The 19,851-nt window shown below is 47.5% G+C and carries 19 protein-coding genes and 1 pseudogene; 1 reads left to right on the top strand and 19 read right to left on the bottom strand.

All coding sequences use genetic code 11. The features are described 5' to 3' along the window. Nucleotides 1-184: 184 nt before the first annotated feature. From V1224_01785 to V1224_01700, 18 genes and pseudogenes are all read right to left on the bottom strand, one after another. Nucleotides 185-499, bottom strand: a pseudogene (locus V1224_01785) (toprim domain-containing protein). A gap of 2 nt (nt 500-501) precedes the next feature. Then, a complete protein-coding gene (locus tag V1224_01780) occupies nt 502-2,253 on the bottom strand; it encodes a DUF4366 domain-containing protein (GenBank protein WWR16211.1) in 1,752 nt (583 codons plus the stop codon). Then, nucleotides 2,228-2,491: a DUF4315 family protein gene (locus tag V1224_01775; GenBank protein WWR16210.1), complete on the bottom strand. Its 264-nt coding sequence runs from the start codon at nt 2,489-2,491 to the stop codon at nt 2,228-2,230. Before V1224_01775 ends, V1224_01780 begins: the two co-directional genes overlap by 26 nt. 18 nt (nt 2,492-2,509) lie before the next feature. Continuing rightward, nucleotides 2,510-5,155 carry a peptidoglycan DD-metalloendopeptidase family protein gene (locus V1224_01770; GenBank protein WWR16209.1) on the bottom strand — a complete coding sequence of 882 codons (2,646 nt, stop codon included), beginning with the start codon at nt 5,153-5,155 and terminating at the stop codon, nt 2,510-2,512. Continuing rightward, on the bottom strand, nt 5,156-7,627 hold the full coding sequence (locus V1224_01765; protein ID WWR16208.1) for a conjugal transfer protein TraE: 2,472 nt from the start codon (nt 7,625-7,627) through the stop codon (nt 5,156-5,158). Further along, nucleotides 7,575-7,982: a PrgI family protein gene (locus V1224_01760; GenBank protein ID WWR16207.1), complete on the bottom strand. Its 408-nt coding sequence runs from the start codon at nt 7,980-7,982 to the stop codon at nt 7,575-7,577. The genes V1224_01765 and V1224_01760 overlap by 53 nt, the downstream gene beginning before the upstream one ends. Nucleotides 7,983-7,994: 12 nt before the next feature. Beyond that, nucleotides 7,995-8,867 (bottom strand): CD0415/CD1112 family protein, encoded by an 873-nt coding sequence (locus V1224_01755; protein ID WWR16206.1) that lies wholly within the window; start codon nt 8,865-8,867, stop codon nt 7,995-7,997. Between the two features lie 3 nt (nt 8,868-8,870). Next, the gene (locus V1224_01750; protein ID WWR17403.1) at nt 8,871-8,957 is read right to left on the bottom strand and encodes a Maff2 family protein; all 87 of its coding nucleotides are present in this window, start codon (nt 8,955-8,957) and stop codon (nt 8,871-8,873) included. A 91-nt stretch (nt 8,958-9,048) separates the two neighbouring features. Next, on the bottom strand, nt 9,049-10,713 hold the full coding sequence (locus V1224_01745) for a recombinase family protein (protein WWR16205.1): 1,665 nt from the start codon (nt 10,711-10,713) through the stop codon (nt 9,049-9,051). A 6-nt stretch (nt 10,714-10,719) separates the two neighbouring features. Further along, nucleotides 10,720-10,917: a hypothetical protein gene (locus tag V1224_01740; protein WWR16204.1), complete on the bottom strand. Its 198-nt coding sequence runs from the start codon at nt 10,915-10,917 to the stop codon at nt 10,720-10,722. 253 nt (nt 10,918-11,170) lie between these two features. Continuing rightward, nucleotides 11,171-12,526, bottom strand: a complete 1,356-nt coding sequence (locus V1224_01735; protein ID WWR16203.1) for a virulence-associated E family protein — start codon at nt 12,524-12,526, stop codon at nt 11,171-11,173. Then, nucleotides 12,492-13,139: a CHC2 zinc finger domain-containing protein gene (locus tag V1224_01730; GenBank protein ID WWR16202.1), complete on the bottom strand. Its 648-nt coding sequence runs from the start codon at nt 13,137-13,139 to the stop codon at nt 12,492-12,494. The genes V1224_01735 and V1224_01730 overlap by 35 nt, the downstream gene beginning before the upstream one ends. A gap of 68 nt (nt 13,140-13,207) precedes the next feature. Then, complete coding sequence (gene mobQ / locus V1224_01725) at nt 13,208-14,797, bottom strand: MobQ family relaxase (GenBank protein ID WWR16201.1); 1,590 nt, start codon at nt 14,795-14,797, stop codon at nt 13,208-13,210. 142 nt (nt 14,798-14,939) lie between these two features. After that, on the bottom strand, nt 14,940-15,773 hold the full coding sequence (locus V1224_01720) for a methyltransferase domain-containing protein (protein WWR16200.1): 834 nt from the start codon (nt 15,771-15,773) through the stop codon (nt 14,940-14,942). Between the two features lie 527 nt (nt 15,774-16,300). Beyond that, a complete protein-coding gene (locus V1224_01715) occupies nt 16,301-16,816 on the bottom strand; it encodes a DUF5720 family protein (protein ID WWR16199.1) in 516 nt (171 codons plus the stop codon). Then, entirely contained in the window at nt 16,813-17,106 is a 294-nt protein-coding gene (locus V1224_01710; protein WWR16198.1) for a DUF3847 domain-containing protein, read from the bottom strand. The genes V1224_01715 and V1224_01710 overlap by 4 nt, the downstream gene beginning before the upstream one ends. After that, entirely contained in the window at nt 17,099-17,437 is a 339-nt protein-coding gene (locus V1224_01705) for a MarR family transcriptional regulator (protein ID WWR16197.1), read from the bottom strand. The genes V1224_01710 and V1224_01705 overlap by 8 nt, the downstream gene beginning before the upstream one ends. Next, entirely contained in the window at nt 17,427-17,618 is a 192-nt protein-coding gene (locus V1224_01700; GenBank protein ID WWR16196.1) for a hypothetical protein, read from the bottom strand. The genes V1224_01705 and V1224_01700 overlap by 11 nt, the downstream gene beginning before the upstream one ends. Nucleotides 17,619-18,147: 529 nt before the next feature. Between V1224_01700 and V1224_01695 the strand changes: the two genes are divergently transcribed. Beyond that, nucleotides 18,148-18,957 (top strand): helix-turn-helix transcriptional regulator, encoded by an 810-nt coding sequence (locus tag V1224_01695; GenBank protein ID WWR16195.1) that lies wholly within the window; start codon nt 18,148-18,150, stop codon nt 18,955-18,957. A 100-nt stretch (nt 18,958-19,057) separates the two neighbouring features. Here the strand turns inward: V1224_01695 and V1224_01690 are convergent, their stop codons facing one another. After that, entirely contained in the window at nt 19,058-19,786 is a 729-nt protein-coding gene (locus V1224_01690; protein WWR16194.1) for a class I SAM-dependent methyltransferase, read from the bottom strand. Between the last annotated feature and the right edge of the window lie 65 nt (nt 19,787-19,851).

Here is a 19,851-nt window from a genome sequence, read left to right as displayed (position 1 = left end):
GTTAGTTGTCGGATATTTGGATTGCGGAATATTGTGGGTGGGTATTTCTCTGTTTTGGAGAATACACTTTCATTTCCTACGGTAATAACCGCATGAAAAAAGACTATAACCGTTGCTGTCATAGTCTTTTAAGGATTGAGGAAGTCCCTTTTTATTTGTATTTGCTTGTCACCCCTCCGCACTATCCAACATCGGTAGCACACACGACTGCATCCACCCTGTCATCATGCATAAGTTTTTTCAAAATCTGATACTGTGCTTTCGTATCACTTTTCACTTCATGCTGCCATTCCTGTGGGATGATCGGAAGATTGTCATAACTCCATTTCTTCCATGCTTCCTCATAGCTTTCCGGCTGTACCAGTTCTACCAGATGTCCCACACACCATGATACCAGATAGTCATTGCCTTCCAAATAACCGTCCTTACGCTGTGTGGCACCAAGAACTGCCGCAATGCTCTGTGCCACGCTCGGCTTCTCTGCAATTACAAGCTCCATCTCTATTCCTCCCCGTTTTCTTCATCATTATCGTTGTCACTGTTATCTTCACTGTCATTCTCGCCTGTGTCCTCTGATTCTGTATCATCGCCACCATTTAAGAATGCTTCGTCTGAATCCTGCTCGGCTTCGTCCTCGTCCTCATAATCATAGTCCTCGTCAAGCTCGTCCTCATCCTCATCAATGAAGTTTTCCTTTTTCTTCTTAGACTTCACAACATATACCACTCCGATCACAGCTACCGCAGCAATGCCTATTAAAATATATGTAAAGCCGGAACCATCTGCTTTTGCGGTATCCTCTTTCGGCTCACTTGTATCTTCCGTGCTATCTTCGGTGCTGTCCTCAACACTTTCTGCTCCCTGTGTTTTATCTCCTGTGGTATCAGCATTATTGTTTGATAATGCGCTGTCTTTGGTAGGGATTGCAGATTCCAATGCCGCTGAATTTTTCGGAAGTGTCTCGCTGTTATCCGTTGTGGTATTCAGCAGGTCGTTTTCACTGACTTCTGTAAGGAAATACACCTTTTCATCTTCCCCATCACGGTCAATCACAAGATAAAATATCTTTTCTGATGCAGTCTGGATTGTGTAAAATTCCTTGCCTTTTTCTGTGGTCTGGCTGTCACTGCTCTGGTCTGCATCCTTAGAAGTATCTCCCGTACTTGGAGATTGCTTTGCTGTTGCGGAACTGCTTGAAGTTGTTCCACTGCCTGCCTGGGAAACTGTATTTCCATTCACATCCGTTTTTGTATGCTCTGTGACCTGTGCGGTTGCAGAGCTTGGCTTGGTTGCCGACGCATCCACCGGAAGCTGCTGTGCCGGATCTTTTTCACTGCTGTCCTTATTCTCCGGATCGGTGTAATACGGATTGGCTGTTTTATAGATTTCAGAGGTATTTCCTGCATTATCCATGGCAGAAATCGTGAAATACTGATACCCTGCATCGAACTGTTGCAGACGGATATTCAAGGCTCCATTCGTATGCTCTGTAAACTCATAGCCATTGACATAGATTGCCTTGATACCGGAATCCGTATCATGTGCCTGAATGCTCAAAAGACCGTCGCTGACTGCCGCATTTAAGGTAGGCTTGGTAAAATCAAAACACTTGATATAACGGTTTTTCTCGTAGGTCTTGCCCTTCTGGTCTGTGACCTGCACATAAATGGTGCTGTTCTCGGAAATCTCTATGTACATATCCTCGGTAATATCCGTCCAACTTCCATTCTGTCCGACTTTCGCCTGTACTTTCTGAATGGTAAAATTGCCGGACACTACCGTATCTTCTACCTTGACCGTTACTTTCGTGGTATCATTATGCCATCCAGACGGTGTATTGATTGTGATTTTTACACTTGGATTGATATAGGCACATTCCTTGTAATCCTTTGCACACACCTCACAATCTTCATCTACTGCATACTGACTGCATTTTTCCTTGCAGGTGCATTTTGCGGCAGGCTGTGTCTCCTCAGTTGTGCCTTCTGTGGAATTTTCAGTTGTATTCTCTGTGGACTGCTCTGTGTGATTTTCTCCACTACCGGAACTGTCCTTGTTATCATTACCGGACGCTGTGCTTTCTGCACTGCTTTCCTCTGCCGCACTTTCTGTTTTCTGCTCTGCTGTATCCTCCGCATGAACCTCCACAGTATTTGCCCTGTTTGCAAAAAATGCCCCGACCGGCATACAAAAAAGTATTGCCGACAGTATCAGGGACATTAGTGCCTTAACGGATAACTTCTTCATTTTCATTGGTCGAATCCTCCTTTTCCTGTTCCCGTTTCTGTAATAAATTTCTGACTTCATCCTCACTGAGCTTATTAAGCATCTGCAATCGCTCGGATGAGATTTTATATTTTCGTATGATCTTCATGGCTTCGGCATCCTCCGCCATCTGTTTCTGCTCTGCAAGGTCTTTTTCCTTTGCCTGTAGCTGTGCTATCTGCTCCCTGACCTTTTTAAGCTGTGAATTGATTCGCTCTACTGACAAAAATAATTCCTCCCTTCGCTAATTCAATCTTCCAAAACCATAAAAATGGCTCTGCCAGTAAGAGGTATTGATTGAGGTGTACTGGATTGGATCGCCACAATGCACCATCGTACCGTTTCCGCAGTAAATGCCAACGTGTGTAACCGGACGTCCCGCATTATAAGTTCCGGTAAAAAAGATAATATCCCCTGCCTTTGCGTCTGCCGCTGATACCGGAGTACACTGGTCATAAATGCCCTGTGCGGTGGTTCTTGGCAGGTTATGTACGCCGCTGTTTGTAAATACCCAACATACAAAGCCTGAACAATCAAAACTTGCCGGAGCTGTTCCTCCAAAGGTGTATGGCATTCCCAGATACCTGTTTGCTTCCCGCATAAGCGTCTGCACCGTTGCATCGTCATAGGACTCCGGTGGTATCACATTGCCGGTTCCTCCTCCGGTACCGCCCGTTGTTTCCCCATAAATGGTCTGTTCTCCTGCTTCAAAATAAAATAACGGGTTATAATACACCCCGTTATACAGACATTCAATATGAAGGTGGCTTCCGGTACTGCTTCCTGTATTTCCGCTTTTGCCTATATTGTCACCCTTTTTTATACTCTGCCCTGCGGATACATTTAAGCTGTCCATGTGGGCATATTTTGTGGTATATCCCTTGCTGTCCGTAATCACCACATAATTCCCATAGTATGAATCGTAAGCCGCTTCCGTAACCGTTCCGTCATGGGCTGCATACACGAGCGTTCCTGTCGGTACTGCTATGTCCACACCCCTATGAAGCTCCTCAGCTCCGGTGTTTGGATTTTTCCGGTATCCGTAATAACTGCTGATATAGTAATACCAGTAATAATCAACCGGAGAAGCGAAAACCTGTAAGCCGCCCTTTGTCTCCGTATAAGCTCCAAAGATTTCCGTCTGCTCACTGTCCATGCGTCCGGCTACAATGCTCTCAAGCGGTGTGACCGTAAGTGTGACACGAAGAATTGTTACGGTATATTCTTCTTCCTCCTCGTACTCATATTCCTCGGTATGGGTAGTCCCGTCCGGATTTGTTACTGTTCTGGTTCCGGTCTTTGTGACTGTCCTTGTCCGTGTCTCCTCCACTTCCTCAGTAGTAAGGGAATACATGGCATCAAATAATTCCTGAATCTCACTCTCCATCCCCTCGGCAGTAAATTCCGTATGGACTGCGGAAAGATAACTAATCAGCGTATATGGATCATGCCCGATTGCACCAAGGTTATAATCGTATTCATCGTATCCCGGATAATCACTTTCAATCCGGTCAATCTTGTTTTGCAGCTCCATTTCCTTTTCTGTAAAAGATAAATCTGCCGCATCAATCTCTGCCGGAAGGCTTAAATAGGTGCTTGCCATCGTTGTTGTCACAGTTCCGGTAAACATGGAACCACAGCTTGATAATGCCGACATGATCATAATTAACAGAAGTGCAAAAATACCGACTGTGATAATGAGTGTTTTGTTTTTCGTGGCAATCTCCTGTAACTTCTTTGCAATCCCTGTTGCGGCATTGGCTGTCTTTGTAAATGCTTCCTTTGCAATCTTGGCTTCTGCTCCTGCCCTCCTTGCTTTAGCATACTCACGTTTGATACGCTGTTTCTGTAGCTGCCTTTGCAACTGCTTCTTTGGACTATTACCCTTTAAGTGTGGATTTTCACTGATGAATTTCTCATACTCCAGCTTCATATCTGCTGTGACCTGCTTTTTCTGCAATCGCTCTAGGCGGTCACGCTTTCTCTGTGCCTTGCTCTTGCGGTGATACTTCATATAGTGATAAATGTCCTCGGCACGCTGTTCCGTCTTGTGTGCACCCTCAACCGCAGAATTGTCCTTTTCTGTTTCTGCAATCTTACGATGCACAAAATACATATTTTCCGTTTGCAGTTTATGAACCGCAGTCTTTCCCAGACCATCCTGCTTAAATGGCTTCTCCACATCCACCGGAACTACGATATATTTTGCTTTTCCGTTCTGTTCATCAAAGACACGTTTCATCTCATACTGCCGCTTTTTCGGCATCTTGTCCTTTACTTTCTGCAACTTCTGACGACTCTTTTCCGACTTATCAAAAGCCTTCTGTACTTTTCTGTCGGTAAATTCTTCCGCCTGCCCCTGCGAAAATGTGGCATCCTTTGTCTGGAAATCTCCATAATCGGACTGCTTTGTATTTTCTGACTTCGCACGCTCTCTGTGTGCGTGTTCTCTCTGCACACGCCTTTTGTGATATTTTCCTTTTTCCTCAGACCGTTGGTAGGTGTCCCTGACATGAACCTTGTTTTCAATCGTGCTGTCAGAACCCGTGTCAAATTCTTCTGATTGATCCTCCTGCATGAAGCTGTTTTCCTTTAAGAATGCCTTTTCCGCTTCGGCTTCCGACTTCTGGACATTGTGACCAGAAGTGTCCTGCTTCTGTTGACGATAATGCTTCCTTTTATCGCCTTCTTTTCTTGTATGACTGCCATAGTTTGCGTCCCGTGGCAGATTGCTTACAGGCTTCTCATTGGCACTAAACTGATTTTCCGCAGAAAAGGTGTTATCCTGCCTGTGTTCTGTATGTTTTGCTCCAGTCACTTCCTTGTCTTTGGAAAATGCCTCTTTTTCAAATGCCTTTGCCGCCTGCTTCTTCTGTCTCTTTTCTGCCATTTACACTGCGTCCTCCTTCTGCACCGATTCCTCCGGCTTGGTATTCATAATTCTGTAGGTCTTGGTGTCTGTCGGATATTTGTCCACGAAAGGAATTACGACATTATCAAACAAGATAAGACCGCTTCCCGGCTCGGAGTTGGTGACATAAGATAACTGCTTATCCGATAATCCCAACTTATCAGCGAGGATTGCCTGATCTTTGGCATTCTGATTTAACAGATACACAAAATCGCTGTTACCCAAAATACCTTCAATCTCCTCAGAACGGAGGAAATCGCCCACGTTCTGCGTCAAACCTGTCGGTATTCCGCCCCATTTTCTGAAACGCTTCCAGATTTCCACAGAGTAGATAGCGGTCTGCTTCTCCTTCAGAAGAAGGTGAAACTCATCACAGTAATAACGGGTAGCAATCTTTCGCTCCCTGTTCTGCGATACCCTGTTCCAAACCGCATCCTGCACGATCAACATTCCAAGCTCCTTTAACTGATTTCCCAAGTCTCTGATGTCAAAGCACATGATACGGTTGCCGCTGTCCACATTGGTATGGTGGTTGAAGTAATTCTGGGAACCATGCACATACAGCACAAGGCTGTTTGCGATACGCTCTGCCTTTGGATTTTTGTGTGTTAACAAGGCATCATACAAATCTTCCAACAGCGGCATATTTTCCGGCACCGGATTTTCAAAATACTTATCGTAAATATGGCGGATACATTCGTCGATGATACCTTTCTCATCGTTCTCCAGACCGTCCTTGCCACCTGCAATCAGATCACATAATGTTATGATAAAATCCGATTTCAGTTTTAATGCTTCCTTATCCCCCTTATGGCTTAGCTGAATATCCATCGGATTCAGATAGTCCTTGGAATTTGTAGCAAGTTTTACCACCTGTCCATGCAGTGCCGCTACAAGTGCAAAATACTCTCCCTCCGGATCGCAGATGATAATATCGTCCTTCGTGATAAGGAAACAGCTTAAAATCTCACGCTTTGCACTAAAACTCTTACCACTTCCGGGAGTACCTAAGATAACCCCGTTTGGTGTACGGAGCCTTTTTCTGTCTGCCATGATCATGTTGTTGCTAAGTGCATTTAATCCGTAATAGATTGCCGGTGCAGGCATAAATAACTCCTGTGTGCAGAATGGTACTAAGATTGCGGTGCTTTTTGTGGAAAGAGTACGCTCAATGCCTGTCTCATTGCATCCAATCGGTGCGGATGCCATAAGTCCCTGTTCCTGCAAATACTGTAAACATCTGAGGTCACAGTTTGCCTGCTGAATGATACCGGACACTCTCTGCATTAAGCTCTCCAGTTCCCGCTTGGTTCTGCCATAACAGGTAATAAGGAATGTCATGTTGATCATCTTCTGATTGCTCGTATTCAAATCATCCAGAAATTCCAGCGTATCCTTTTCATAGGTCACAATATCCGTTGGAAGAATATCCATATCGTAACCGCTTCGGACTGCCTTTTTCTGCTCCTCAATCTTCATTTTCTGGATATTGGAAATGACCGCTTTTAACTTCTTGATTGCCTTTACCGGATCTTCCGTCTGCATGTGCATAGAAATCGTAAGGTTGGCATCAATATCAAGAAGCTGCTTGATCAGCTCGTCCGTAAACTTCGGTGCGATAATATCCAGATAGGACACACAGCCATACATATTTCCCGACTTGAAGCGGTTCGGATAGCGGAAATCAAACCCCGGCGGTGCAATATAGTCCTTGACCGACTTACCGGATTCTGCCAGATCCTTAAACGAAAAGCGGAAAGGCTCCATGGTATCCTGATTAAAATATTCATGCAGGATACGCAGTCTTTCCTTTCCGTCCAGTCCCCTCGCAAGGGTTCCTATGTTGTTTAAGTTCCGTATGACATCTTTTTCAATGTTGTTAAGGCGGCTCTTGGCTTCCTTGTAGCCATTGCTCTCCACACCAAAAATCAGATATTTTGATTTGATGATGCCATTGTTTCCCTTTGCCGCCTGCTTCTTTAACATCTCCGTATATTCTTCACGAATGTCGTTAAAATCATCCTCCTGCCACGGAATGTCAAACTGTTCTGTAAGCATCTGTTCGTTGACCTGCCTGTTGAAAAGCACCAGTTCAAACCTCACAGACGGATCAAAATAATTGATGAGCTTGCTGTACTGTGCCAGTATGTCCGCCTGCTCGTCCACTTCCAGAAGCGAATAGTTTATATCAAAAAATTCCACCATCTTTGTATAATAACGGTGGCTGACCTGACAGATACCGTCACGGAACATCTTTTCAAAAGTAATCGTCTTTTGTGCGGTAGTCGGCTTTTCTTTCTCATTGCTCTTTCCCGATAAAATATGTTTCAACTGTATAAGACGCTTCTTCTCTGAAAAGGTAAGTCCACCGCATTTGCTGTTATTCCTGCTATTGCCCTTATAGCTGCTTTTTCTGCGGCTTTCCGGTTCTGCCTTTTGCTTTTTCTTCAAGATAACGAACCTCCCTTCGTAATTTTTCTTTTTCTTCCAACTGCTTGTATAAGTTCTCTGACCGGTATGGTCTTATGCCCGGTGTGAGTATCTTCTGCCGGAGCATAAAATACAAAATCTTCTCTGCCGGAAATCCGTTTTTCTCATACATTGCAAAAAAGAAGAATGGAAGCATTGCTCCCATCATAAGAAGTGATGCGGCTGATGTTCCGATCAGTCCCTTGGTTAAAAAATACAAGGGTATCCCGGCTACTGCCGCACCGCTGAAACAGATGATCTGTCTCTTTGTTAAGTTCAGTGCCACTTTTGTCTTGATACCGGACAAATCCTTCGGCACCTGCACGGATATTGCCATATCGTTCCTCCCTTAGTGCGCATTCCAGATAGATTTCGATAATGAACCAGTCTTAAAGAGTGAAAAGCATAAAATAACGGTATATGCTGCCACCGACCAGAGTGCCGTATGCAGGTTGTCGGATACTGCCACACCAGCCACAAGCACTGCATAGATTGCAACGCATACCATCATAAAAAATCCCTGAAATGCTAGAGCACAAAGCCCCTTAAAATAATTCGTTCCTATCGTTCCCCATTCCCGGTTTGTTACGGTTGCACAGGGAACTGGTGCTACTGATACATAAAGATATATTTCAATCATTCGCCCATAAAGAATGACGGTGATAAGGACTGACATGATTTTCATACATAAACTGACGATCATGGTCTCCATTCCCAGTCCCAACAGCTCTCCTATGCTCATTTCCGAAAACTGCTCATTGAACATCGTCTGCAGCGTACTTGCCACATCAATACTGGTGCTTCCGGTAATCGCTGATGCGGCAGAATTTACGATATGGCTTCCCACATCAAATACTGCCATTACAATGTCAAAAGTCTTGCTAAGAAGCATGACTGCAATACACGCTTTCATAAAAAAGCGGATAAAAATGGCTGTATTGAAGTCATGCAGGTTATTTTTGTCAATGACCATGGAAATAAGCTCATAGACGAGTACAAAACTGATGATCATTCCCGCTATGGGAATCATCACATTGTCGGACAAGGTTTTTATCATATCAAAAATACCGGAGTTCCATGTGCTGGGAGTTTTGCTGACCTCCCCTGCAATCGTACCTACTTTGTCATTGACATCGGTAAACATGGTTTCAAAGTTGGTCAGAACCCACCCCTGCAACAGTTCCTTTATGAATTCAGTAATCTTATCAATGATTCCGCCCATGAATTATGAGAACAGAGTGGTAAGCTGTGGAATTACCGTCTGTGCCACAATGATGATGCCACCGCCACTCATAAGCTGTGTTATCCCCAATTAGTAGGAACAATACAGCTTTCTGGCGGGCGGCGGCACGTCAAGAAATATATATGGAGTTTTTAAAGAACCTCCCCGGAGCGGGGAGCGGTCAGCCTGTGACCTGCTCCACTTCCGGTATGGGTTTGAGATTAAAATGAATTTCGATAGAAATGTGTCTTGTCTTATCGCTGCCTATGGTTTCATGGACAACGATTTCTTTAATCAGGCGGTTTAAGGTGGAAGCGTCCAGTTCGGTGATGTCCCGGTATTCCTGTATGGATTCCACCCACTGCCTTGCGTCCACGGCAAGCCGGATTTCATCGGCAAGGTGCTTCCTGCCTTTCTCGACTTTTGCCTTTAATTCCGCCTGTTCCTTCTGCGTCTTTTCCAGCAGGAGATTGAAGTTTGCGTCTGTGATTCGTCCGGCAACCATGTCCTCATAGAGCCGCAGCACCATCTTTTCCAACACTTCAATCCGTTCCTCGTCTTTGGCAAGGGTGCGCTCCATCGCTTCCCTCTGGCCTTTCTGCTCGGCTTCGCAGGTGTCGGTCAGCCGCCCGGCCACCGCTTCACTGTCGGTCAGGGCAGCGGCGGCGCACTCCCGGATTTTATTCAGCACAAGGGCATAGAGCGTGTCATAATCAATCCGGTGCTGGGTGCAGTGCTGTTTCCCAAAGGCATTGTAAGTCTTGCAGGAATAAATCCTCTGGGGGTGCTTGGCATTGGTGTAGCGGACAGTCAGGGACTTTCCGCACTCACCACATTTGAGAAGTCCGGCAAACAGGCTCGGCTCCCCGGACTGCCCCGGCCGCTGGCGGGATTTCAGCTTCTCCTGCACGATGGCAAAACTCTTTTTGTCCACCAGCGGCTCATGCGTCCCTTCCACCACAATCCAGTCCTCCGGCTTCTTGTCCCGGATAGTGCCGATTTTAAAGCGGTACTCGGTCTTTTGGGAAGCGATTGCGCCGGTGTAGACGGGGTTCATCAGGATTTCCTTAATCACTGTAAAATCCCAGATGTACCGCCCATTCTCCGGGTCTTTCTTCTCCCATTTGGTGCGGATGTTCCTGTGCCCACGCTGCCGGTTCCACCATGTGGGGCAGGGGTGCTTTTCTTCCTCCAGCCTGCGCCGGATGTAGTTGGGGCCGTGCCCGTCCAGCGCATACCCGAAAATCAGCCGGACAACCGGGGCGGTTTCCTCGTCTACCAGCAGGCGGTTCCTGTCCTCCGGGTCTTTTTTGTAGCCGAAGGGGGCAAGGCAGCCGGTGAACTGGCCTTTCTGGGCTTTCAGCACATAGGAAGAATGGACTTTCTTGGAAATATCCTTGCTGTACATCTCATTCAGGATATTTTTGAAGGGCGCAATGTCGTTGTTGTCCCGCATGGTGTCGATACCGTCATTCATGGCGATATAGCGCACGCCGTTCCTTGGGAAGAAGTCCTCGATAAGCTGCCCGGTCTGCAAGTAGTTCCGCCCTAACCTTGATAAATCTTTCGTAATGACAAGGTTTATCTGCTTCCGCTCAATGGCCTTCAACATCCGTTTCAGGTCGGGGCGTTCCATGTTCAGGCCGGTGAAGCCGTCGTCCTGATAGACTGCCGCAACCTCCCATCCCTGCTTTTCACAGAACTTTTCCAGCATATCCCGCTGGTTTGCGATGCTGGCACTCTCGCCCTGAAGGTCATCGTCTTTCGAGAGCCTGCAATAGATAGCTGCCCGGAATCCCCCGGCAAGCGCCGTGCCAATCACGTCATAATCTAATCCGTTCATCATAACCGTTTACCCACACAATCCAGACGGAACACGGTCACTATGAACCTCGTCTTTATTATATCTCATTTCTTGCGTTTTAGCAAGATATTCTTTATCTGTTTTTCTGGTGTGTTTCTGTGCGATAAGGCTCACGAAAACGTCCGTAGCGTCCAGTTCGCCGTCAAATACTGTGGTGACATGAATCTCTGTTTTATTTTTCGCCATAGGCAGTTGTCCTCCATACATGAAATAAGCCAGACAGGGGATAGCGGCAACGAAGTCCGGCAACGGGCTTCAAAAAACCTTGGAGCTAATCCTTGTCTGGCAGTTGGGTTATTTTATACTTTTTCTTTTATTTTTCTGTTGCTTTGGTTGTTAAAGGGGAGAAAAGCCCGCAGTTACGGGATTTTTCCCGGCAACCGGGTCGGCAACGGGATAGCAACGGAGTGTGCAACGGGCTGTCCCTGCCCGGATTTTTTCAGAATGGAAGCTCCATCTGTTCCGGCACCGGCGTAAATCCTTCCGGGATTTTTTCCGTCCCGTTGCCGCTGTCCGTTGCCGGTTCTGTCCGTGCGTTTTCCCGTTCCCATCCTTTCTGCCTGCCGTACCCGGCAAACATCCGGGGGTTGGAGAAATAATTCCAGCCGGTGATGCACTGGTTCATTATCTCGTTGATTTCCCGTATCTCCCATTGTTTCGGCTCGTCAAAGTCATGGTTCAGGGCTTCTTTGTAAAGCTGTTTGGAGCAGACGGTATCGCCGGGGTAGCTGTCAAGGAAAGCCTGTATCATACCGGCCTTGGTGTCCTCCGGCATGAAGTCCCGCTGGTGTTCCTTTAAATGGCGCACCATTTCCGGGCTGAATGTCAGCTTCCACCTGCCGCTCCTGTAAATCTCCATCGCTTCCGCCCATACCTGATTCAGATAGGCTCTGGAAGCGGCTTCGTCCTCTAAAATGTGTGTTTCCGCCTGTTCCGGGCATACCTGTATAGGAATGAAGCGGCGGTTTCCTGAACGGTCAAGGGGCAGGAAGTCAAGGGCGTTGGATGTCCCGCCGAACACGCACTGCCTTGGACGGTCTGCCGGGTGGGTTTCATAGGGTATCTTGTAGACTTCCTTCTGGCGGCTCAAAAATGACTTGATTTCCTCTATGCTCCTGGCGTTTGCGGTGGCAATCATCTCCGACATCTCGATTATCCAGTGGCCTTGGAGTTTGCGGTATACGTTGTCATCGTCCAGCTTCCGCAGGTCATCGGAGAACCACTCGTCTTTGACTGCCAGCAGGCGGAAGAAGGTGGACTTCCCGGCTCCCTGCCCGCCCACCAGACAGAGCATGACTTCAAACTTGCAGCCGGGGGAAAATGCCCGGTGGATGGCTCCCAACAAAAACAGGCGCAGGGATTGGAAAGTATACTCGTCCTCACCGGCTCCCAGAAAGTGACGCAGGCAGGAGCGTATCCGTTCGGTTCCGTCCCATGTCAGGCCGTTTAAATAATCCCGGACAGGGTGGTAGCTGTTCTCATCGGCGGCAAGGGCGGCGGCGTCCTGTATCTTTTTCTCGCTTGTCAGGCCATAGGTCTTTTCCAGATACAGCCGGATATATTTCATGTCCGTGTCGGTCATGGGGCTTCCGGCAGTTCTTTTGTAGCCGATTGGCTTTAAAATATCGGTGCGGTCGGTCAGCAGGTTGTAGGCAACCGCCCCGGAAAGGAGCGGGTCGCACTGGAACACGGTCAGGCAGTTGCTCATGCTGTTGCGGAAGCCGCCTTTTTCGGTGGTTTCCAGCATGGCCTTCACTTCCTCAACGCTCCGGGGCGGCTCTGCGCTGTCTGCCATGTTCGCTGTTTCCTGCCGTATCTGGGGCGGTAAATTCTGCCATCCGTCTTTCAAGGTTCCTCACTTCCTTTCCGTGTCCTGTGATAAGGGCTGCCCGCTCCTGAATGTCCCCGGAGAGAAGCACGTCCATCAGGTATTCCACCCGGCTCATGTTCTGCAGGGCTTCCACAAACCGGGGGTTCCACGCTTCATCCGGCTGGCGTGGGGCGTATTCCTCCTTCCAGCGGCGCAGGAGATGGTAATAGTCGGACAGCACCCGGAAGCAGTGCCGCTCCATGTGCCTGAATTTCTGTTCCTCCGTTTCTTTTCGCAAGCGTGGCCTTATGGGCTGCTTTTTGCCGTTCCTCCCATCCTCATAAGGGATAGAGAAGTCCTGTGCCAGCATAAGGGCGGCTTCTTTGCTGCTGATACCATGGAGCCGGGAAACAAAATCTATCACGTCCCCGGTGGCTCCGCAGCCGAAACAGTAAAAGCGGCGGTCAACCTTCATGCTTGGGTTCTTATCGTTGTGGAACGGGCAGACGCACATCCCGTTCCGGTTTACTTTGATTCCATAACGCTCCGCAGCCTGCCTTGTGGTGACGGACTGCTTCACGGCTTCAAATACGTTCAATAGGCGTTCCCTCCTGATAATGAAAAAGGCACCTGCCAGCGATTTCAAATCACAAAACAAGTGCCTGTTTAAAGTTCCATATTCTGTTGTTTCTGTGTCCGGGGCGGCTTCTGTTTCCCTGCCTGCTCCTGCCGGATGCGTTCCTGCCGCCCTTTCAGGCTCTCCTGTACGGATGGTTTCTTCCCCGGCTCGGCGGTCTGGCGGTACTGCTCGGATGGCAAAACCTGATTCAGCCAGTGGCGCACGTCACGGAGTACCTTCACGTCTGCCTGAACCGCTTCCAGTTCCTTCCTCTGTCCGGGCAGGGCGGCGGCAAGCTGTTCCCGTTCGGATTCCAAATCTTTACGGGAGTAGGAATTGCCTTTCAGGTTGGCTTTCAAATACCGGACAGCGGCGTTGTAAGCGTCCAGTTCCTCCCGGTGGCTCTCCGCAAACTTCTCCTTTTTCTTTTTCCAGCCGATGGCGGCATACTCCGCATGGACTGGCTTGGCGGCTTCGTACTTGTCAATGTAGGAGAGCATGGTATTGATGGCCTTTATCCGCTTCTCGCTTTTTTTCATGCTCCCCATGACGGAAACGGCGGTCTGGCTGATTTCGTCCAGCCGGGTGTCAAGGCTCTCCACGGTGGAGATTCCCTTTTTCCGCAGGAAGTCCATCGCCGCCTGCACTTTATTGTAATCGGCAACGGTTCCTTTCAGCTTCCCTCTGGAAGTCCAGTCGGCACGTTCCCCACTCCGCTGTTCCAGATACCGGAATAACAGTTCCGGGAGTGTCGGCTCCTTCGCCTGCTCCAATGCTTCCAGTAATACAGCCTTTTTCTCTTTTAAGTCAGACAGCCATCCCTTTAGGCTCCGTACCATCTGCCGGATGGACTGCATGAGCCGGTTGGCGGTTTTGATGTCCCGGTTCAGATTGCCGATGTTGGTCTGGATTCCTTTCTTCTCCATCTGGCAGGCGGCCGCTCCCATGTGGACGGTAGGGATTTGGTCAATCCCCTGTCGGGCATAGGAGCGCAGGTCAAGCCGTTCCGGGCGGTCATTGGCTTCCAGATAGCGGTTGGCCGTGTCCGCCCATCCCTGCCGCCAGATTTCGGCGTACTTCCGGTTGTTCCAGTCTACTGTGTTCTCCTTATGGCTTTTCCATCTGCCGGACGCAAGCCGGATGCGCTCCCCGTTCTTGTCAAGGTCGTACACTTTACGGCTCTTGGGGAGCCATTTGCCTTTTTCGTCCATCGCCCGCATGGTGAGCAGGATATGGGCGTGTGGGTTGCCGTCCCCCTTGTCATGGATGGCAAAGTCGGCAATCATGCCTTTGGAAACAAAAAACTCCCGGCAGTAGTCACGGATAAGGTCGGCGTACTGTCCCGGCGGGATTTCCCTTGGGATGGCAAGCACGAATCTCCGGGCAAGCTGGGAGTTCCATTGTTTTTCCTGCGCTTCGGCTGAGTTCCATAAAGTATTGCGGTCTGCAAACTCCGGCGGCACATGGGGCGGGAGCATGATTTCTTTGTGGGTGACTTCGTTCTTGTAGGGATAGTATTTCTGTTCCTGGTCATATTCAGAGAACAGCTTCTCGCCGCTCTGGTAGGCGGCGGCAGAAACAGCGGATTCATTGTTGCTCCGCTTGATGATGGTGATTTTACAATGCGGGCATGGCAAGAGTACGTCCTCCTTTCTCCCGGATTCGGGGCAAAAAAATAGCAGGATACCTTTTCAGATTTCCTGCTTGGGTGTGCCGTTGATGGGCGGCGGGTTATTTAATTTTTTAATAGTTTGTCAATTCGACAAATTGAAATTGAATTTATAATTTCCCTGCAAATATCTCTGCATCAATAGTGATTTCTTTTGTTTTTTTTAAATCTATTCCATCTTTATTTACACAAAACAGTAGTGGAGTCATATCCGCAAAGGTTTTTATTTCCTCGGATGTCATTGTATACGTTGCTGAAACTTTCTTGTGATAAACAACGGAATACTTCTTTTGGAAATAATCTACGACAGCCGCATTAGAATATTGATTGCTTTTCAATTGTTCTTTTGCCGTCTCTCGAAGCTCCTTAAGATGAGCATTTCCCGGAATTACCTTAATTACATAACCGCCTTCTTTCAAAACTCTGTTAAATTCGGAATAGTTAGCAGGAGTAAAAATATCTAATATGCAATCTATCCTTTTGTCTTTTATGGGCATTTCTTCCAAATTTCCCACAAACCATTTGATAGAATTACTGAAATCACTTTTTGCTGCAAGCTGAACAGCATCTTTAGAAATATCAAATGCAATAATTTCTTTATCACCTGATACTTCTTTTATCTGCTTTGAATAATATCCTTCACCGCAGCCAATATCAAGTATTGTATCAATGCTGCTAAAGCTTTTTATAAGCTGCACCACTTCATTCAGGATATGTGAATAATAGCCTTTTTCTAAAACCTCCCGCCTAATTTGAAAAGTCTCTCTGCTATAATGTTTTGAAGATTTTGTTCCTACAGCAAAGTTCACATAACCCGTTTTTGAAATATCGAAACAATGATGATTAGAACAAAATAAACTTTTTTGTTTCAATTTTAAATCTGTTTTACATATAGGACATTGAAAAACTTTTTCACTGTCACTAAATCTAAGTATTTTATTCATTATTCCCTCCGTTATTACATTACTTGCCCAATAAGCGAGCTATGCAATACAGATTCACCGCAACATAACCCGCGGTGTTATCTTAATCTCATATGCGCTGTCATATTCTCACCTCCAAACTCCGATTTGTCACCGGCTCCATTATACGCTATCTCATAAAAAAAGTATAGCCGAATTTCAGCAAACTTGTCAGATGGAAACAACTTGCAACGCAAGATAATTCCGGGCGGCAAGTCCACAAAGGGGTAGCTGGCGTAAGCCAGCGCAGGGGAAGGGTAACTTCCCCTGTGATGATTGGAGCAGATTGAAAATCTACGGAAATCATCTGCTGTCCGCAGGACGCCCCCGGCAGGGCGCAATGCACCACTTCCCGAAGTGGTGTATAATTGCGCCCTCTTTCAGAGGGGGATTTTCCAGCTTGTCACTTCGGAAGCTGTCAACGTGAACGCGCCCAGCTCGTCCACGTTAAAACTTCCCTTCAAAAATCAAGACGCGCCCGGCGCACTTTGATTCTGGAACAGTCTTTTTTATCGTTCCTGCTGTCGGGGCTTCTTGTCAGGATAGAGCTTCCCGGCGACAACGGCGGCATGGCTTTTTATCTTGATTTCCCCTTCCTGCTCGCTGCGCTTTGCGTTCCGGTAGCCTTCATCGGAAAGGAAGAAACGGAACCGCTCCCCCTTAAAACCGACAAAGCACTGCTTCTGTACTTCCAGCGTAATCATGTGCCGGGTTTCCGGGTGGAACCGTTCCTTTCCTGACAGGTCATGCCCCTGCAAAATCGGCTCCTGTGCCTTTGCCGCCGCAAGCCGCTGGCGGATGGAATTGTCACGCTCTGCAAGGAACCGGGCTTTTGTGGCGGCAACAAACCGGCTGCACTCCGGCTCCGGTATCTTTTCCAGTTTTCGGATGGCGTTCTCCACGATTGCCTTTGTCAGTAAGTCCTTTATCACCGGCACGATTTCTTTCATGCCCGCAAGGGTTTCCGCCTTGGTCGGTGCGGCATACTGGTAGATAATATCCAGCTCGCTTTTTGAAAATTTCATTCCGTGTCCTCCTTCCGGTTTTCGGTAAGAACCTGTGCCACAAGCCGCTTCGTGTCGCCCCGGTGGAACAGTACCTTCAAGATGGTGCTGACCTGCTCGTCCGTCACGGATTCCGGGTGGGGGAGATGGCTTTCCAGCATTGCCCCTCTGGTGCAGAGCCGGTGCGTCCGTTCCTTCCGGTTCAGTGTCTTTATCTGGTGTTCCAGCATTTTCTCCTTATGCTGCGCCCGCCGCAGCCTTGCTTCGGTCTTTTCAATCTCCTGATTCAGTTTTTCCAGCTTCTCATTCATGGGCAGCATCCTCCCTGGGGAGCAGGATATAGATGTGGCTGACCTCCCCGATTCCCTGACGGACACGCATGATCATCCCGGCCTGTTCCAGCTCGTTCAGGGAACGCTTGCAGGTCTGAGGGCTTCGGGAAAGCGCAGCCGCTATCTCCATGACGGGGAAGCGGATAAACAGAATCCCGTTGCTGTCCTCGGTTCCCCTTGTCAGAATTTCATCCAGCAGGCGGGCGTACATGACTTTTGCTGTATTGCTGACCGGAAGTCGGAGCATTGCCTTTGGGAGCGGCATACAGGGCGGCAGGGGTGTACTGGCTATCATAAATTCACAATTCATTGGGTGGTGTCCTCCTTTTGGCTCGTTTGGATAGGTAACGGGGGCAGTCAATCATGACAGCCCGGAAACTCTGCTTGCACTCATGCTGGCATTTCCGGCAGAGTCCGTTGTAGCTTCTGCGCCCCCGGTCATTCAGGAAGAAAGCAAGCTCTTTCTTCCGTTTTTTTGACATTCTCGGCATAATGCCTCCTTCATAGAAAAACCGCCCGATTCAGCAGTAACAGCCGGAATGGGCGGATAGTGGTTTTTTGTGTATCGTTTCGGGGCGATTTTCAGGGGAAATACAGCCGCAGAGCCGCCCCAAAATCCCCCTTAGTATTACGGGCAGGGCAGACTATGCCCCGTGAAATTGTTGTGTTTCGGTATCGTTTCGGTGTTCATTTTGCCGGTTCCCTCTGCTGTCGTTCCTGCCCCCGTCTTTGGCGGCGTTTCGCTCTCCTTGGTACGCTCGTTGCGGTCAGGGTTCCTCCGTTTCCCTGCCGGAAGTCGTTGCGCTACATCGCCGGGGAGCATATCCCATACAGGCCGGTCATTCGATTGGAATAATCCATCGATGAACTACCTGTATCATAGAACATTTTTGAGCCTTGTGCCGTATGTCCACAAAAAAGGAATTAAGGGCAAATATCGGAAATTTCCACGATTGTGGAAAGTATGGTATAATCCAGTCAGGCGGCAGGGAAGCAGCCGCTGGAAAGGAGCGTGCGCACATGAAAGGAGCGACTACCATACAGGAACGCCTTTGGGATTTACGCAAGGAAAAAGGATTAAATCTGGAAGAACTGGCACAACTGACAAAGATTTCAAAATCTGCCCTTGCCAGCTATGAATCTAAGGACAATAAAGAAATCAATCATGGCAACCTTATCACGCTGGCGGATTTCTATGGAGTGTCCATTGATTATCTGTTATGCCGGACAGAAAACAGGGAGCAGGTCAACACGCCTTTAACAGAATTGCATTTGAATGACGAAATGGTTGCGCTTCTGAAAAGTGGCCGGATTAACAACCGTCTGCTGTGCGAACTTGCCACCCACAAGGACTTTATAAAGTTTTTGGCTGATATTGAGGTTTATGTGGATGGGATTGCTTCCATGCAGATTCAGAACCTCAACTCCCTTGTCGATACTGTCCGGCATGAAATTATAGAACGCTACCGCCCCGGAGAAGATGACCCGTACCTGCGGATTTTACAGGCCGCACACATTGAGGATGACGAATATTTCAGCCACATGATACAGGATGATATAAGCGTAATCGTCCATGATATTCGTGCTGCACACAAGTCTGACAGTGAGAGTGCGCCACCGACTACCATTGCCGAAGAATTGAAACAGGACTTAGAGGATGTTGCAAATTTCAAGGGAAGCCCTCTTGAAAAACAGGCTGCGCTTTACTGCAAGCGGCTGGGTATCAATTATAACAAGCTGTCTGATGTGGAGTTCCGGCAACTTGTACATATCCTTGAAAAATCGAAATTCTTCAAAAGCTATGTCGGCCAGAGAAAAAAACGGAAATAAAAAACCGCTGTTGCATGGTTGTGTATGTTTCCATGTGGCAGCGGTTTTGTGCTGGTGGTATTTAGTTGAGAACGTGGCTTGATAAACTGGAAGTTGTTTATTAAACCTTTTTAACCTTAACCAACAACATCATAGGTCTACGCATTTCATCACACATTCCCGGCATATCCATCATATCTGCCGGAGGCATTGCTTCCTCAATAGCCTCAATTTGAAAACCACATTTTATAAGTGGATTCAATATCTGCGTTAATGTGTGGTGCTGTTTAATTACTCGTTGACCAAGAAAATTGGTTTCTCTTTCGCCTGTGTAATAGTAATTGTCGATTGGCCAATATTTAGGTTTCCCATTTTCATCATAAATCCAATCCTCATTAACACCTGCGGTGAAAGTCGGATGTTCAATATTGAATAGGAAATACCCACCTACTTTTAATGTGCAATACACCTTTTGATAAACATTAGCTAAATTTTCGATATAGTGCAGTACCAGGTTAGAAACAACTAGGTCATAAGTATTTTCAGGATAAATGTATTCTTCAACACCGCAAACTTTATACTTGATTTTGTCATCAGAGTTATCAGCTACTGCTTTTGCAATCATTTTTTGACTACTATCAATACCAAGAATTTCAGTAGCTCCCATTTGTGCGGCATATTTGCAATGCCAACCGTAACCACATCCTAAATCCAAAACTTTTTTTCCCTGTAATTTAGGGAATAACGGTTGCAACTGATGCCACTCTCCAGCAGCTTTCAGACCGTCTTTGCTTCTTCCCATTTCCGCATATGCGGCAAAAAATTCACTATTATCGTAAACATTTCTCATTGATAATTACCTCCACAACTCCCGATTTTTCTGGCTTTATTATATTACAATGTCCTTCCAGATGG

This window comes from Lachnospiraceae bacterium JLR.KK008, assembly GCA_037015955.1.
Lineage (GTDB): Bacteria > Bacillota > Clostridia > Lachnospirales > Lachnospiraceae > VSOB01.
This window is presented reverse-complemented; position numbering and strand designations above follow the sequence as displayed.